This is a genomic window from Blastococcus saxobsidens DD2, assembly GCF_000284015.1.
In the GTDB taxonomy this organism is placed as follows: domain Bacteria; phylum Actinomycetota; class Actinomycetes; order Mycobacteriales; family Geodermatophilaceae; genus Blastococcus; species Blastococcus saxobsidens_A.
The window spans coordinates 1,233,010-1,248,777 of sequence record NC_016943.1; the positions used below are offsets into that span (position 1 = coordinate 1,233,010).

12 protein-coding genes are annotated in these 15,768 nt (G+C 73.5%); 7 read left to right on the top strand and 5 right to left on the bottom strand.

Going from position 1 to position 15,768, the window contains the following annotated elements; translation table 11 throughout:
* Window positions 1–49: 49 nt before the first annotated feature.
* Genes BLASA_RS05885 through BLASA_RS05915 form a run of 7 tightly spaced genes read left to right on the top strand, consistent with a single transcriptional unit; the run spans window position 50 to window position 9,155 of the window.
* Complete coding sequence (locus BLASA_RS05885; protein WP_051005136.1) at window positions 50–2,062, top strand: acetoacetate--CoA ligase; 2,013 nt, start codon at window positions 50–52, stop codon at window positions 2,060–2,062.
* A gap of 23 nt (window positions 2,063–2,085) precedes the next feature.
* Window positions 2,086–3,894 carry a PEP-utilizing enzyme gene (locus tag BLASA_RS05890; protein WP_014375124.1) on the top strand — a complete coding sequence of 603 codons (1,809 nt, stop codon included), beginning with the start codon at window positions 2,086–2,088 and terminating at the stop codon, window positions 3,892–3,894.
* A gap of 11 nt (window positions 3,895–3,905) precedes the next feature.
* A complete protein-coding gene (locus BLASA_RS05895; protein WP_166486483.1) occupies window positions 3,906–4,985 on the top strand; it encodes a PEP/pyruvate-binding domain-containing protein in 1,080 nt (359 codons plus the stop codon).
* A gap of 5 nt (window positions 4,986–4,990) precedes the next feature.
* Window positions 4,991–5,476, top strand: a complete 486-nt coding sequence (locus BLASA_RS05900) for an acetyl-CoA carboxylase biotin carboxyl carrier protein (RefSeq protein ID WP_014375126.1) — start codon at window positions 4,991–4,993, stop codon at window positions 5,474–5,476.
* Window positions 5,469–6,839: an acetyl-CoA carboxylase biotin carboxylase subunit gene (locus BLASA_RS05905; RefSeq protein WP_014375127.1), complete on the top strand. Its 1,371-nt coding sequence runs from the start codon at window positions 5,469–5,471 to the stop codon at window positions 6,837–6,839. Before BLASA_RS05900 ends, BLASA_RS05905 begins: the two co-directional genes overlap by 8 nt.
* The gene (locus BLASA_RS05910; RefSeq protein ID WP_014375128.1) at window positions 6,839–8,320 is read left to right on the top strand and encodes a biotin carboxyl carrier protein; all 1,482 of its coding nucleotides are present in this window, start codon (window positions 6,839–6,841) and stop codon (window positions 8,318–8,320) included. Before BLASA_RS05905 ends, BLASA_RS05910 begins: the two co-directional genes overlap by 1 nt.
* Window positions 8,313–9,155: an HAD-IIA family hydrolase gene (locus BLASA_RS05915; RefSeq protein WP_014375129.1), complete on the top strand. Its 843-nt coding sequence runs from the start codon at window positions 8,313–8,315 to the stop codon at window positions 9,153–9,155. Before BLASA_RS05910 ends, BLASA_RS05915 begins: the two co-directional genes overlap by 8 nt.
* A gap of 38 nt (window positions 9,156–9,193) precedes the next feature.
* Here BLASA_RS05915 and BLASA_RS05920 read toward each other — a convergent pair whose 3' ends face one another.
* The 5 genes from BLASA_RS05920 to BLASA_RS05940 form a co-directional block, all read right to left on the bottom strand.
* Complete coding sequence (locus tag BLASA_RS05920) at window positions 9,194–11,797, bottom strand: bifunctional FO biosynthesis protein CofGH (protein ID WP_014375130.1); 2,604 nt, start codon at window positions 11,795–11,797, stop codon at window positions 9,194–9,196.
* A 397-nt stretch (window positions 11,798–12,194) separates the two neighbouring features.
* A complete protein-coding gene (locus BLASA_RS05925) occupies window positions 12,195–13,040 on the bottom strand; it encodes an ABC transporter permease subunit (protein WP_014375131.1) in 846 nt (281 codons plus the stop codon).
* Between the two features lie 73 nt (window positions 13,041–13,113).
* Window positions 13,114–14,070: an ABC transporter ATP-binding protein gene (locus BLASA_RS05930; RefSeq protein ID WP_041776171.1), complete on the bottom strand. Its 957-nt coding sequence runs from the start codon at window positions 14,068–14,070 to the stop codon at window positions 13,114–13,116.
* Between the two features lie 19 nt (window positions 14,071–14,089).
* Window positions 14,090–15,184 carry a hypothetical protein gene (locus BLASA_RS05935; protein ID WP_014375133.1) on the bottom strand — a complete coding sequence of 365 codons (1,095 nt, stop codon included), beginning with the start codon at window positions 15,182–15,184 and terminating at the stop codon, window positions 14,090–14,092.
* Window positions 15,168–15,680: a sigma-70 family RNA polymerase sigma factor gene (locus tag BLASA_RS05940; RefSeq protein WP_014375134.1), complete on the bottom strand. Its 513-nt coding sequence runs from the start codon at window positions 15,678–15,680 to the stop codon at window positions 15,168–15,170. The genes BLASA_RS05935 and BLASA_RS05940 overlap by 17 nt, the downstream gene beginning before the upstream one ends.
* Window positions 15,681–15,768: the final 88 nt, after the last annotated feature.

Here is a 15,768-nt window from a genome sequence, read left to right on the forward strand (position 1 = left end):
GCGCGCACGAGTGTTGCTCATCACACTGCTGCTGCGCCACTGTCTGCCCATGGCTTCGTCGGCGGCGGACCCCGCCACCTCCCCGGCGGTACGGGAAGGCGACCTGCTGTGGGCGCCGCCGCCGGATCGGGCGGAGCGGACGAGGCTGGCCGAGTTCACCCGCTTCGCGGAGGCGCGCACCGGCCGGTCGTTCCCGGACTACGCCGACCTCTGGACGTGGTCGACCGTCGAGCTCGAGGAGTTCTGGCAGGCGGTCTGGGACTTCTTCGACGTCCGCTCGTCGGCGCCGCACACCGCCGTCCTGGAGAGCCCGGAGATGCCCGGCGCGCGGTGGTTCCCCGGCGCCCGGCTGAACTTCGCCGAGCACGTGCTCGCCCAGGAGCGGCCCGGGCAGCCCGCGCTGCTGGCGGTCAGCGAAAGCAATCCGCTGCGCGCGGTGCCGTGGGAGGAGTTCACCCGGCAGGTCCGCGCCGTCGCCACCTACCTGCGGGAGCGGGGCGTCCGGCCGCGGGACCGGGTCGTCGCCTATCTGCCGAACGTGCCCGAGGCCGTCGTGGCGATGGTGGCGACGGCGAGCGTCGGCGCCGTCTGGGCCAGCTGCTCGCCGGACTTCGGGTCGCGGGGCGCGCTGGACCGGCTGGGGCAGCTGGAGCCGACGGTCCTCTTCGCCGCCGACGGCTACCGCTACGGCGGCCGGGACTTCGACCGCCGGGGCGAAATCGCCGAACTCGTGGCCGGGCTGCCGAGCCTGCGCGAGGTCGTGCGGGTCCCGGTGCTGGGGCTGGAGGCGCCCGGCACGCCGTGGGCGGACGTGCTGGCCGGGCCGACCGTGCCGGCCGCCGAATTCGTCTGCGAGCAGGTGTCCTTCGACCATCCGCTGTGGGTGCTGTTCTCCTCCGGCACCACCGGCCTGCCCAAGGCCATCGTGCACGGGCACGGCGGGATCCTGCTCGAGCAGCTCAAGCTCCAGGCGTTCCACCTCGACCTGCGCCCGGGTGACCGTGCGTTCTTCTTCACCACCACCGGCTGGATGATGTGGAACTTCTGCGTCAGCATGCTGCTGCAGGGCATCGTCCCGGTGCTCTACGACGGCAACCCGTCGCATCCCGACGTCGACGTCCTCTGGCGCACCGCGCAGGACAGCCGAGCCCGCCTCTTCGGCGCGAGCCCCACGTTCGTCGAGCTGATGCAGAAGGCCGGCGTCGTGCCGAAGGAGCGGTTCGACCTCTCCGCACTGGAGATCGTCATGCCGGCCGGCTCCCCGGTGTCCCCGGCCGTCACGACGTGGTTCTACGAGGCGGTCGGGCCCGACCTCTGGATCGCGACCGGGAGCGGCGGAACGGACTGCTGCACGGGGTTCGTCGGTGGCGTGCCGACGCTGCCGGTGCGGGCCGGGGAGATCCAGGCCCGCTCGCTCGGGGTGGCGGCCGAGTCATGGGACGACGCGGGGCACCCCGTCGTCGGCCGGGTGGGCGAGCTGGTGATCACCGCCCCGATGCCGTCGATGCCGTTGTTCTTCTGGGGTGACGACGACGGCAGCCGCTACCGCGCCAGCTACTTCGAGACCTTCCCGGGCGTGTGGCGGCACGGGGACTTCTTCGAGCTCAACGAGCGCGGCGGGTGTTTCGTGCGCGGGCGGTCCGACGCGGTGCTCAACCGGCAGGGCGTGCGGATCGGCACCGCGGAGATCTATCGCGTGGTCGAGGACGACCCCGCCGTCCTCGGTGCGCTGATCGTCAACCTCGACCTGCCGGACGGCGGCTTCTTCATGCCGCTGTTCGTCTCGCTGACCCCGGGTGCGCAGCTGGACGGCGAGCTGGCCGGGCGGCTGCGCCGGAGGCTGCGGGAGGAGTGCACGCCCCGGCACGTGCCCGACGCGATCGTCGCCGTCCGCGCCATCCCGCTGACCCGCAGCGGCAAGAAGATGGAGATCCCGGTCCGTCGGCTGCTCCTGGGCGCCGATACCGCCGCCGTCGCCGACCCCCACGCCATGGCCGATCCCGCCGCCCTGGACGACTTCGTCGAGTACGCCCGCACCCAGCGCGACTACGCGCTGCGCTGACCCCGCACCGACAGGAGCACACCATGCCCGAGCGCTCGTTCCCCCTGCCGTCCCAGATCGAGGCCGTCCCCGGCGCCGAGGGGTGGGAGGCGATGTACCCCTTCTTCTCCCGGTTCCAGCCGGAGGACGACCAGCGCTTCTGGTTCTACAACTCGATGCACTTCCCGGAGGTGATCCCGGCCTTCGACGGCATCACCTCGGAGATCCCCTACACCGCGATCGGCGCCAACACCGCCCGGCTGTTCTCGTTCCCGACGACCATGGGGATCGAGTACCGGATCATCAACGGACGGGTCTACATCACCGCCAACCCCGTGCTCGACGAGGCGGAGCAGGGCAGGCGGTTCGCCGACTTCCAGGAGCGGGCCGGGCACTACTACGCCAACTGGGACCGGATCTACGGCGAGTGGCAGCAGCGCATCGAGGCGCTGATCGCCGACATCGAGGCGGTCGAGGTGCCTGAACTCGGTGAGCTCGACCCGCTCGAGGTGGTCACGGGCGGCCGCGGGTTCGCCTCCAACCACTACCTCCGCGAGAGGTTCCACCGCTGCATCGACCTGTACTCGAAGATGTGGCACCACCACACCGAGCTGCTGATGCTCGGGTACGGCGCCTACGTCGTCTTCTTCGAGTTCTGCAAGCAGGCCTTCCCGGAGATGGGCGACCAGATGGTGGCCCGCATGGTCGCCGGCATGGACGTCACCATGTACCGGCCGGACGACGAGCTGAAGAAGCTGGCCGCTCTCGCCGTGGAGCTCGACCTCGGCGACCTGTTCGTCGAGGGCGCGGACCCGGCGAAGGTGCTGGCGTCGCTCGGGGAGCGCGGGGACGCCGGAGCCCGCTGGCTGGCGGCGCTGGAGGCCGCGAAGGACCCGTGGTTCAACGTCTCGGTCGGTGACGGCTTCTACCACCACCACCTGTCCTGGGCCGACGACCTGACCGTGCCCTTCGCCGCCCTGCCGCGCTACGTCGAGCAGATCGCGGTCGGTGAGGACCTCACCCGCCCCACAGAGCGGCTGGCCGAGGAGCGCGACCGGATCGCGGGGGAGTACCGGGCGCTGCTGGACTCCGAGGAGGAGAAGGCGGCCTTCGACCAGATGCTGGGCCTGTGCCGGCAGGTGTTCCCCTACATCGAGTCGCACAAGTTCTACTGCGAGCACTGGTTCACCACCCGCTTCTTCCAGAAGATCCGGGCGTTCGGGGCGCTGCTGGCCGAGCGCGGCGTGCTGCTGGCAGCCGACGACGTCTTCCACCTGCGGCACCTCGAGGTCGAGGACGCCCTCGTCGATGTCTCGCTCGCCTGGGCCTCGGGTGGGACGGAGCTCGGCGCCCGGCACTGGCAGCCCATCGTCGCCGAGCGGAAGCGGATCGTCGAGGCGCTGTCGGGCTGGTCGCCGCCGCCCGCGCTCGGCGCCGTTCCCGAGGCGCTGAACGACCCCGCCGTGAAGATGCTCTGGGGCATCACCCAGGACACCATCGAGGCCTGGCTCGGCGGTGACGACGACGACGAGTCCACCGTCCGCGGCTACGCCGCCTCGCCCGGCGTGGTGGAAGGCATCGCGCGGGTACTGCTCAACGTCAACGACATCGGCCAGATCCGTGAGGGCGAGGTGCTCGTCTGCCCGGTGACCGCTCCCAGCTGGGGCCCGGTGTTCGGCAAGATCGCCGCGGCCGTCTCCGACATCGGCGGCACCATGTCGCACGCAGCGATCGTGGCCCGCGAGTACGGCATGCCCGCCGTCGTCGGCACCGGCATGGCCACCGCCCGGATCAAGACCGGCGACCGCGTCCGGGTCGACGGCGACCGCGGCGTCGTCACCGTGCTGAGCTGATGGGAACGGTCATGACCACCCGCTCCGTCCTGCACTTCCGCGACGTCGGCCTGGGTGACGTCGCGACCGTCGGCGGGAAGGGCGCCAGCCTCGGCGAGCTGCTGCGCGCCGGCGTCCGCGTGCCCACCGGCTTCGCGGTGACGACGTCGGCCTTCCGGCAGACCGTCGAGCACCTCACCGTGCACGGCGAGTCGATCCCCGCCCGGGTGGCCGCGCTCGACCCCGCGGACGCCGAAAGGCTGGCCGCGGCCACCGCCGAGATCCGCGCGGTGCTCGAGTCCGCACCCCCGCCGGACGAGGTCGCTGCGGCCGTCACCGCGGCGTATGCGGCGTTGGGCGAGGAGTGCGGGGACCCCGAGCTGCCGGTCGCCGTCCGGTCGAGCGCGACGAGCGAGGACAGCGCCGAGGCCAGCTTCGCCGGGTTGCAGGACACCTACCTGTGGGTGCGCGGGGCCGACTCGGTGCTGGAGCACGTGCGCCGGTGCTGGGCCAGCCTCTACAGCGTGGAGTCGGTGACCTACCGGCTGCGCCGCGGCATCCCGGAGACCGACCTCGGGATGGCCGTCGTCGTCCAGCGGATGGTCGGCGCCCGCAGCTCGGGGGTGATGTTCACGCGCAGCCCACGGTCCGGCGACAAGTCGGTGGTCGCGATCGACGCCAGCTGGGGCCTGGGGTCGGCCGTCGTCAGTGGCGACGTCACACCCGACTCGTTCGTCGTCAGCAAGGTGACCGGCGAGGTGAGACGCACCGTGGCCACGAAGACCCGCTGGCACCGCCCCGACCCGTCCGGCTCCGGCGTGGCCGAGTCCGACGTGCCGGCCGAGCTGCAGGACCAGCCGTCGATCTCCGACGAGGAGATCGCCGAGCTGGTGGCGATCGCCCGGCAGGTCGAGGCGCACTACGGGTGCCCGCAGGACATCGAGTGGGCCGTGGCGGAGACCGCGCCGGCCGGCGAGAACGTCTTCCTGTTGCAGAGCCGGCCGGAGACGGTGTTCGCGGAGAAGGACCGCGCGGCCAAGGCTGCCCCGGCGGCCCGCCCGTTCGACCACGTGTTCAACCTGCTGGGCGGCCAGCGCCCGTCGAGGGGCTGATCGAGGTGGAGCTGACACCCGATGACGTCCGCGACGTCCTGCGGGTCCTGGACTCCAGCGGTCTGGCGGAGCTGCACCTGGAGTTCGCCGACCTGACTCTGACCGTCCGCCGGGAGGACGCCGGCTGGACCGCCGAGGAGCAGGTCCGGCGGACGCCGCAGGTGGAGCAGGCGGCCGCGCCCGCGGCCGCCGCCGAGGCGGCGGCGCCCGCTGCAGAGGTGGGCGAGGGCCTGATCGCGGTGCGCCCGCCGCTGCTGGGCACGTTCTACCGGGCGCCGCAGCCGGGGGCCCCGCCGTTCGTGGACGTCGGCGACCAGGTCGACACGGAGACCGTCGTCGGGATCGTGGAGACCATGAAGATGATGACGCCGGTGCACGCCGGCGTCCGGGGCACGGTGGTCGAGTTCCGCGTGGGCAACGGCGAGTTCGCCGACGCCGACGCGGTGCTGCTCGTGGTGGAGCCGGCGCGGGTGGGTGGGGCGGGTGACTAGCCCACGGCGGATCCGCCGGCTGCTGATCGCCAACCGGGGCGAGATCGCCGCCCGGGTGATCCGCACCTGCACGCAGCTGGGCATCGAGTCGGTGCTGGCCGCCTCCGACGCCGACCTGGAATCTCTCCCCGCGCGGCTGGCCGACCGCGTCGTCCGGCTCGGTCCCGCGGACGCGGCGCGCAGCTACCTCGACCCGGCGGCCGTCGTCCGGGCCGCGCAGGCGGTGGAGGCGGATGCGGTGCACCCCGGCTACGGCTTCCTGTCGGAGAACCCGTCGCTGGCCCGCGCCTGCGCGGCGGCCGGGATCGTCTTCGTGGGGCCGACGCCGGAGACGCTGGAGGCGGTGGGGGACAAGCTGACCGCCCGCTCGCACGCCGTGGCCGCCGGGCTGCCCGTCGTCCCCGGTGGGGAGGCCGCCGACCTGGCCGGGGCAGAGGCGGTGGCGGCCGAGGTGGGCTACCCGCTGCTGGTGAAGGCCGTCGGCGGTGGTGGCGGACGTGGCATGAAGCTCGTCGCGGGCCCCGGCGACCTGGCGCACACCCTCGACCTCGCCGGCTCCGAGGCCGCCGCCGCGTTCGGCGATCCGCGGGTCTACCTGGAGCGCTTCGTGTCGTCAGGTCGACATGTCGAGGTACAGATCCTGGGCGACGGCGCGCGGGCCGTGGCGCTCGGGGACCGCGACTGCTCCGTCCAGCGCCGCTACCAGAAGCTGTTCGAGGAGGCGCCGGCGCCGTTGCTGTCCGACGCCCTGCGCGCGGAGATGGCCGCCGCCGCCCTGGCCCTCGCGGAGCACCTGCACTACCGCGGTCTGGGCACCGTCGAGCTGCTGGTGGACCGGGAGCGCGGCACCTTCTACTTCCTGGAGATGAACGCCCGCATCCAGGTCGAGCACCCGGTCACCGAGCTGGTCACCGGCCTGGACCTCGTCGCCGAGCAGCTCGCCGTCGCCGAGGGCGTGCCGCTCCGGCTGCGGCAGGAGGACGTCGTCCTCACCGGGCATGCCGTGGAGTGCCGGATCAACGCCGAGGACGCGACGCTGGGCTTCCGCCCCTCGCCGGGCCGGATCGACCGGGTCGTGCTGCCGGTGGGGGAGGGCGTGCGGGTGGACACCCACGTGCAGGAGGGCTCCGTCGTCCCGCCCTACTACGACTCGCTGCTGGCCAAGCTGATCGTGCACGGCACCGACCGGGACGACGCCGTCGCCCGGGCCCGTGCCGCCCTGGACCTGCTGCGCATCGAGGGCGTGACGACGACGGTGCCGGTGCACCAGGCGCTGCTCGCGGATCCGGAGTTCGGCGCCGGGGGAGTGGACACGACGTTCTTCGAGCGGTTCCTGGAGCACCAGTTGGTGGGGGTGCGCTGATGGCCGACGTGGAACTCGTGGACGTCTCGATCCGCGACGGGAACCAGAGCCTCTGGGGTGCTACGGGCCTGCGGACGGCGCACATCGCGCAGGTCGCCCCGCTGATGGAGCGGGTGGGCTTCCGGGCGCTGGACTACAGCTCCAGCACGGCGATGGGCGTCGCGGTCCGCACCCACCGGGAGGACCCGTGGGAGCGGTTGCGGCTGACGAGGGCCGCGATGCCGACGACGAAGCTGCAGTTCATCGGCACCGGCTTCCGGTTCATCAGCTGGCAGAACTCCCATCCGGAGACGATGCAGCTGGTGTACGACCGGCTGGTCGCCAACGGGATCGACCGGGTCGTCGTGCTGGACCCGATGCATGACATGGACGCCGCCCGGGAGACCGCGCGCCGGCTCAAGCAGGCCGGCGTCGACGAGGTGATCGGCGCGCTGACGTTCACGATCAGCGTGGTGCACGACGACGCCTTCTACGCCGACCTGGCCGGGCAGTTCGCCGCGGACCCGAACTTCGACCGCGTCTACGTGAAGGACCCGGCCGGCATCCTCACCGCCGAGCGGGCCCGGACGCTGCTGCCGGCGATCGTCGGACGGCTGGGCGGCATGCCGCTGGAGCTGCACTCGCACGCGACCATCGGGCTGTCACCGCTGACCTACTCGATCGCCCCGGAGCTCGGCGTCGCGGTGGTGCAGGTGGGCAGCGGGCCGCTGGGCAACGGCTCGTCGCTGCCCGAGGCGCGGCGGACGGTGGCCAACCTGCGGGAGATGGGCCACCGGGTGGACGTCGACGACCGCGCGCTGGGGCTGGTCTGCGACTTCCTCGACGGGCTGGCGGTGGCCGAGGAGCTGCCGGCCGGGCAGCCGCAGGACTTCGACGCGGCGTTCCTGCACCACCAGATCGCCGGCGGCGTGATGACGACGACGCGGCGGCAGCTGCAGGAGATCGGCATGGAGCACCGGTTCGAGGCCCTGGTGGAGGAGGTCGGCGTCGTCCGGGCGGAGATGGGCCACCCGATCATGGTCACGCCGTTCCCGCAGATGGTGGTCTCTCAGGCGCTGTTCAACGTCATCGGCGAGCGGTACGCCACCGTTCCCGATCAGGTGATCCGGTACGTGCTGGGCAGCTTCGGCCGGCCGACCGCACCCATCGACCCCACCGTGAAGGACCGCATCCTCGACCGGCCGCGGGCCCGGGAGTTGGCGTCGGAGCCGCCACCTCCGACCCCCGCCGAGCTGCGGAAGCAGTTCCATCCAGGGATCAGCGACGAGGAGTTGCTCCTGCGCGCCCACATGCCCGAGGACCAGGTCGACGCCATGCTCGCGGCCGGGCCGGCGCCGCGGCACTTCAACCCCTCGCTGGCGCCCGTGCTCACGCTGCTGCGGGAGCTCGGGTCACGGACGTCGGTCCACGATCTCGCCGTCACCACGCCGGGCCTGCGGATGTCGGTCCGCCGGGCCTCCGAAGGGACCTCCGTTGCCTGACACTGCTGTCCTCGACCGGCTGCGGCAGGTGCGCGGGTTCGTCCTCGACATGGACGGCACGCTGGTGATGGGCGACCGGAACAACCAGGGCCTGGTGCCGCTGCCCGGCGCGCTGGACCTCGTGCCGGCCCTCGTCGACCTCGGGTTCGGGTTCTGCGTGTACACCAACGGCACCGTGAAGACGCCGGCCCAGTGTGCCGACGCCCTGCGGCGGCTCGGCCTGCCGGTCACCGCCGAGCAGGCGCTGACGCCGGCGTCCACCGCGGTGGACGTGTTCCTGGAGCGCGGTCACCGGCGGGTGATGGTGCTGGGCGGCAAGGGGATCACCGAACCGCTCGAGGCGGCCGGCATCGAGACGGTGCCCCCGCTGCGGGGGACGGACTGCGACGCGGTGATGGCCGGCTGGTACCGGCAGGAGCTGAGCTTCGAGGCGCTGGAGGCGGCCTGTTTCGCGGTCTTCGACGGAGCGGAGTTCTACAGCGCCTCGCAGTCGCTGTTCTTCGCGACGGCGGAGGGCAGGTCGCTGGGGACGTCGCGGGCGATCAGCGCCGTCGTCCGCGATGTCACCGGGTGCGAGGTGACCGTCGTCGGCAAGCCGTCCCTCCGCGCACTGCAGACGGCGGCGCGGCGGCTGGACGTGTCGCCGGCCGAGCTGGCGGTGGTCGGCGACGACCCGGAGCTGGAGGTGCCGATGGCACACGCCGGAGGCGCCTTCGCCGTGGCCGTGCACACCGGGATCGGGCACGCGGAGTCCTACGCCGAACTGCCCGCCGAGGTGCGCCCGCACCTGGACCTGCCGGACGTCGGGGAGCTGGCCCGACTGCTGCGGAGCTGATCAGACGAGCCTGCGCCGGACGGCCGGTGCCGGCCCGCTCAGGACGGTGTGATCGACAGCGAGAGCCGGCGGCGGCCCTCGTCGGAGCGGGCGGTGGCGATCCGCTCGGCCGACGGGGTGCCGTACTCGGTCGTCCGCTGGCGGGCGGGCCGGCCGATCGCGGCGGCCATGGCCTCGAGCTCCGCGATGGTCTTCAGTGAGCCGTTCTCGCTGCCGGCCATCCGGCTGATGGTCTCCTCCATGAGCGTGCCGCCGAGGTCGTTGGCCCCGCCCTGCAGCACGGCTTTCGTGCCGGCGTCGGCGAGCTTCACCCACGAGGTCTGGATGTTGGGGATCCGGCCGTGCAGCAGCAGCCGGGCCACCGCGTGGATCGCCCGGTTCTCCCGCACCGTCGGACCGGGGCGGGCGACGCCGGCCAGGTAGATGGGCGAGTTGTGGTGCACGAACGGCAGCAGCACGAACTCGGTGAATCCGCCGGTGCGGTCCTGCAGGGCGGCGAGGGTGCGCAGGTGCCCGACCCAGTGCGCCGGGGTGTCCACGTGGCCGTACATCATCGTCGACGTCGTCGGGATGCCGACCTCGTGGGCGGTGCCGATGATCTCCAGCCAGGTCGCCGTCGGCAGCTTGCCCTTGGTCAGCACCCAGCGGACGTCGTCGTCGAGGATCTCCGCCGCCGTCCCCGGGATCGAGTCCAGCCCGGCCTCCTTGAGCTCGGTCAGGAAGTCGCGGAACGACAGCCCCGTCCGGGCGGCGCCGTTGACGATCTCCATGGGCGAGAAGGCGTGCAGGTGGATGCCGGGCTGCCGCTTCTTCACCTCGCGGGCCAGGTCGAAGTAGGCGGTGCCGGGCAGGTCGGGGTGGATGCCGCCCTGCATGCAGATCTCGGTCGCCCCGGCCGCCCACGCCTCGTCGACCCGGTCGCCCACCTGGCTCATCGACAGCGTGTAGGCGTCGGCGTCGGTGCGCCGCTGGGCGAACGCGCAGAACCGGCAGCCGGTGTAGCAGACGTTGGTGAAGTTGATGTTCCGGTTCACGACGTAGGTGACGTCGTCGCCGTTGACGTCGGCGCGTACCGCGTCGGCGAGCGCGCACAGGTTCTCCAGGTCGGTGCCGTCGGCGCCCAGCAGCGCGAGGTACCCGGCGTCGGTCAGCCCGGCCGGGTCCCGCTCGGCGTGCAGCAGGCCGGCCAGCACCTCACGGTTGCCGGCCGCCAGCGCGGTGGAGTGCCCGTCGCGGGCGGAGGTCGTGCGGTCGCGCAGTTCGCCCCAGTCGCCGTAGACGGCGTCGAAGTCGCTGCGCCGGTCGCCGGTGCGGCCGACGGTGTCGACCTCGACGTGCAGGTCGACCCGGCCCGACGACGTCCACGACTCGTCCGGCTCCTGCCACGGCAGGCCGACCGGCAGACGCCCCTCGACCGCCAGCCCGTCGAGGCCCGCGAGCGCGGAGACGTGCGGGCGCACCCGCGGGTCCAGCCACGGCTCGTGCTGCAGCACGTAACCGGGTTGGGCGGCCAGCCGCTCGCGCAGCTCGAACCCGGCGTAGTCGGAGAGCTTGGCCAGTTCGGCCAGGTTCGGCCACGGCCGCTCGGGGTTCACGTGGTCGGGGGTCAGCGGGCTGACGCCGCCCCAGTCGTCGACGCCGGCGCGCAGCAGCAGGCCCAACTCGCCTGCGTCGCTCAGGTTCGGCGGCGCCTGCACCCGCGCCTTGGGGCCGAGCAGCAGCCGGGTGACGGCGACAGCGGCGACGTACTCCTGCAGCTCCAGGTCGTCGTGCGCCTGCATCGCCGTCCGCGGCTTGGCCCGGAAGTTCTGGACGATGACCTCCTGCACGTGCCCGTGCCGCTGCGCCGCGGCCCGGATCTCCAGCACGGCGTCCACCCGCTCGGCGTAGTCCTCACCGATGCCCAGCAGCACGCCGGTGGTGAACGGGACGGCGGAGCGCCCGGCGTCCTCCAGCACCCGCAGGCGGACGGCGGGCTCCTTGTCCGGGGAGCCGAAGTGCGGGCCGCCGGGCTCGGACCACAGCCGGGTGGCCGTCGTCTCGAGCATCATCCCCATCGACGCGGAGACAGGCTTCAGCCGCTGGATCTCCTCCCAGGTGAGCACGCCGGGGTTGAGGTGGGGGAGCAGCCCGGTCTCCTCGAGCACCCGGATCGCCATCGCCCGCAGGTAGCCCAGCGTCGAGTCGAAGCCGTGGGCCGCCAGCCACTCGGCCGCCACCGGCCAGCGGTCCTCGGGGCGGTCGCCGAGGGTGAACAGCGCCTCCTTGCAGCCCATGGCGGCGCCGGCCCGGGCGATGTCGAGGACCTCGTCGGGGGAAAGGTAGGGCGCCTTGCCCTGGTCCCGCAGCTGCCCGGGCGTCGTCACGAAGGTGCAGTAGTGGCAGCGGTCGCGGCACAGGTGGGTGAGCGGGATGAACACCTTGCGGCTGTAGGTGACCAACCCCGGCCGCCCGGCCGACGCCAGCCCGGCGTCGCGCACCCGGCCGGCGGCCGTCAGCAGCCGGTCCAGCGGCTCGCCGTCGCCCAGGCCACGGGCGTGCAGCAGCGTCTCGGCCTCGGTCGCATCGAGGCCGACCCCCCGCTCGGCGCGCACCAGGGCACGGCGGACGGCGGACTCGGACGGTGCAGGCAGTGCGCTCATAGCGCGTCCGACGCTAGCCCGCCGGGATGACGGCGGCGTTGCCGACCCGCTCGGGGGGTGGGGACGCCGACAGTCCGGCTCTGCCCAGCCCGGGTGGGCAGAGCCAGACTTTCCGGAGAACCGAACTGGCTCAGGCGTCCCGGCGCTGGAACGACAGCGCACGGTCCACGCGTCCGACGCCCTGGGCTCCCCGCCCCGCGACGGGCCGCACGGACTCTCGGCGCAGGGCGCCGGCGACCACCTCTCGGCGGCCGGCGAGCGCGAACCGCTCGTCCGCACGGTGCTCGACGGTCTGCCAGGTGCCGGTGCCGGTGCCGGTGCGGGCTCGGCCACCGGCGGCGCGGCGTTCAGCTCCGCGGCCGAGCAGGCGGTCAGCAGGAGGGCGCCGGGCGGGCTCTCAGATGTCGCGGCGCTGGAACGACAGCGCGGTCAGTCCCCAGACCACGGCGATCCAGACCGCCGCCCACGCCAGGTAGGCCGGCGTCAGCGGAGCGTCGCTGAGGAACGGGAAGCCACCTTCCGGGCCCATCTGGATCAGGGCGGCGGGGTCCTGGAAGGCGTTCATGGCGCCGCGCCACAGGCCGTCGGTGGGCACCAGGATCCGCGACACCGTGCCCACCCGCTCGACGCCCTCGTTGCCCAGGGCTCCGCCGATCCCGCCGACGACGCCCGCGACCCAGGTCGCGCCGAACAGCCCGACCGCGACGATGCCCGACGCCATCGGTGAGACGACGCTGGACAGCAGGAGGGCCAGGGTCAGCAGGACGATGGTCTCGGCGGCGAGCAGCGCGAGCCCGGTGGCCGGCGCCGGGGGCCAGTAGCCGACCACCGCCCGCACGATGAGGATCTGGGCCAGGCCGGCGAGGATCACGTAACCGCAGCCGAAGGTGAGCAGGCCCAGCCACTTGCCCAGCAGGATCGACGAGCGGCGGACCGGCCGGGCGAGGATCGCCAGCGCCTGCCCCGACTCCACCTCACCGGCCAGCGTGGGCCCGGCCAGGAGCGCCGTGCCGATCGCCGCGATCAGGCTGAACCCGAACATGATCAGGTTGAGCATCATCGAGGCCACGAGGCGGGCCTCGCCGCTGGTCATGGTGCCGAGGTCGGTGTCCAGGCCGATCAGCTTCGAGAAGCCCCAGCCGCTGAGCGCGAGCAGCGCCACCGTCAGCACGAGCAGCGCCCAGACCACCCGCCGTCGGAAGGCCTCGCGGAGGGTCAGCCCGGCAACGGTCAGCGCGATCACGTGTCCTCCTCGTTGACGCTCGGCAGCCACGTGCTCGGCGATGCTGCGTCCTTGCGTGACCTCGCCAGCCCGGTCACGGCGCCGGCTCCTCGTGACGCAGCACGGCGAGCAGCCGCTCCTCCAGGCTGATCCGCACCGGCTCGACGGCGTGCACCCGTACGCCGAGGGCGACCAGGTCACGCACCAGGTCCGGCACGGTGACGCCGTCGTCGTCCGACGAGAGCTGCACGGTGAACCAGTCGCCGCTGCGGGCCATCGACCCGGCCGCCCGCATGCGGTCCTCCGCCCGGGCGTCGGAGCCGGCCAGCCGCAGCCGCACCTCGCGCTGGCCGAGCAGCTCGGCCAGCGTGCCCGACGCCGCCACCCGGCCCTCGTCGAGGATCACCACCCGGTCGCAGACCCGCTCCACCTCGCCGATGAGGTGCGAGTTGAGCAGGACGGCGACGCCGCGGGACTTCAGCGAGAGCACGATGTCGCGGACGTCGACCCGGCCGATCGGGTCGAGTGCGCTGGTGGGCTCGTCCAGGACCACCAGCTCGGGGCGGGCGACGAGTGCGACGGCGAGCCCGAGGCGCTGCTGCATGCCCTTGGAGAACCCGCCGACCCGGTCGCCCGCCCGCGCGGCGAGCCCGACCAGGGCCAGGCACTCCCGCCGCTCGGCGGGTGCCACCTCGGCACCGGCCAGCTTCACGTGCAGGTCCAGCACCTCGGCCGCGGTCAGCCAGGGCTGGTAGCGGAACAGCTCGGGCAGGTAGCCGACGGCGGCGCGGGACCGCGGGTCCGAGGACCGTCGCCCGAGCAGCAGCACCTCGCCGGCGTCGGGCCGCACGAGGCCCAGCAGCATCTTGATGACGCTGGTCTTGCCGGCGCCGTTGGGGCCCAGCAGGCCGAGCACCTCGCCGCGCGCCACGGTGAAGGAGACGTCGTCGACGGCGGTCCGGCGTCCGTACCGCTTGCGCAGCCCGGAGCACCAGACCGCCGGGGACGGCGGCAGCCCGCCGAGCCCGTCGGCCGGGGCGTCGGAGGTCACCCCGCGGACGGTAGCGGCGTCAGCGGAGGTCACGGGCGACCGACAGGAGCTCGTCGGCGCTGAGCGACCCGGCGACGCCGGTCAGCACGCCGTCCTCGACCCAGACCACGCCGGCGAACAGCCCGTCGCGCGAGGTGAGCACGGTGGCCTCCGCGCCGTCGACGTCGGCCGTCGAGCTGGTGACCAGGTCCGCGGGCACGGGCAGCGGCAGCGTCGCGGCGTCGGTCGAGAGGTTCCGCAACTGGTCGGCGAGACCGTCGGGCAGGCCGGGGAGGGACAGCAGGTAGTCACGCACCGTCTCGAACGGCACGCCCTGCGAGTAGACCGTCGGCGCCCCGGCCCTGGCGACGACGAGCGTCGGCACACCGGTCGGCTGGGACCAGATCGCCGCGACGCCGGGACCCGCCTGCAGCCGGAGCTGGCTGCCGTCCAGGCCGGGCGGCGGGGGCGGCAGGACCTCGCCCTCGGTGCCGGCGGCCTGCGCGGCCTTGGCGGCGGAGAAGGTGAAGGTGGCGGTCACCCGGTCGGCGGCCAGGTAGGCCGGGTCGCCGGTCACGCCCTCGGGCAGCTCGCCGACCTGGGGGACGGCGAGTCCGGTCCGCTGCTGCGCCGTCGCGGCGTCGGCCACCTGCTCGGGCTCCGGCGCCTCGGTGAACTGCAGGTCGCCGTACGCGGACAGGTCCGGCACCTGGACGAGGTCGCCGGCGGTGACCTGCACCGGGTCGACCCGCTCGGCCTGGAAGATCGGCAGCCAGTCGTTGGCCGCCGCCACGCCGGCGCCGGTCAGCAGCACCACCGCGCCGGCCGCGGCGACCGCGGGACGCCGGATGGTCGTCCGCCAGCGGTTCCGCGCGGCGGGCGCCGGCCGGAACGCGGGGGCAGTCGCCGCCGGGGCGGCGGCCGTGGCCGAGAGGCGGGCCCAGGCCGCCTCCGTGTCGACGGTCCCGCCGCCGGACGGCGCGAGCGCGGCGCCGACGAGCCGGGCGTCGGCGCGGGCGGTGTCCAGCGCGCGCAGGCAGGTCGGGCAGGACGCCACGTGGGCGCGGTCGTCGTCGGTCACGCCGGCCGGCTCGTCGACCAGTCGGCGCAGCACGCCCTCACTCGGGTGACGCATGGCGGTTCAGCTCCTTGAGCAACACGGATTCGGCGCGGCGCACGGTGGTGCCCACGCTTCCTGGGGACAGATCGAGTGCGGCGGCGACCTCGGCGTAGCTCAGGCCGCTGTGCCGGAGCACCAGCGCGGCCGCCTGCTTGTGCGGCAGCCGGGCGAGCGCGGCCCGGACCGAGCTGCGCTCGTCCCGGGTGATGACCAGGTCGGCGACGTCGGGGACGACGGTCGGGCCGTCCCCGGCGAGCTCCTCCCGGGCGCTGCGACGGCGGCCCGAGCGGAGCAGGTTCAGCGCGGTGTGGGTCGCGGCGACGGTCAGCCAGCCGCCGGCCTCGTCGGCCGGCACCGAGGAGCGGCTGAAGGAGAGGAAGACCTCTTGGGCGACGTCCTCGGCCTGGTCGCGGGAGCCGAGCACGCGAGCGGCGACGGCGACGACCCGCGGGTAGTTGCCGCGGAAGACCTCCTCGAGGTCGGTCCGCGCGTCGACCCGCTGCTGTGACATGTCGACGCCCCGCTCAGTCCGGGCCGCGGCGGGGAAGGGCACTGCCGCGGTGGCCGATGGCCGTACGAGTTCCACACCAGGGAAGCAC

Coding starts and splice junctions, on each gene's coding strand:
- BLASA_RS05935 (WP_014375133.1), bottom strand. CDS start 15,184: ATGCGTCACCCGAGTGAGGGCGTGCTGCGCCGACTGGTCGACGAGCCG.
- BLASA_RS05895 (WP_166486483.1), top strand. CDS start 3,906: ATGACCACCCGCTCCGTCCTGCACTTCCGCGACGTCGGCCTGGGTGAC.
- BLASA_RS05890 (WP_014375124.1), top strand. CDS start 2,086: ATGCCCGAGCGCTCGTTCCCCCTGCCGTCCCAGATCGAGGCCGTCCCC.
- BLASA_RS05885 (WP_051005136.1), top strand. CDS start 50: ATGGCTTCGTCGGCGGCGGACCCCGCCACCTCCCCGGCGGTACGGGAA.
- BLASA_RS05920 (WP_014375130.1), bottom strand. CDS start 11,797: ATGAGCGCACTGCCTGCACCGTCCGAGTCCGCCGTCCGCCGTGCCCTG.
- BLASA_RS05940 (WP_014375134.1), bottom strand. CDS start 15,680: ATGTCACAGCAGCGGGTCGACGCGCGGACCGACCTCGAGGAGGTCTTC.
- BLASA_RS05910 (WP_014375128.1), top strand. CDS start 6,839: ATGGCCGACGTGGAACTCGTGGACGTCTCGATCCGCGACGGGAACCAG.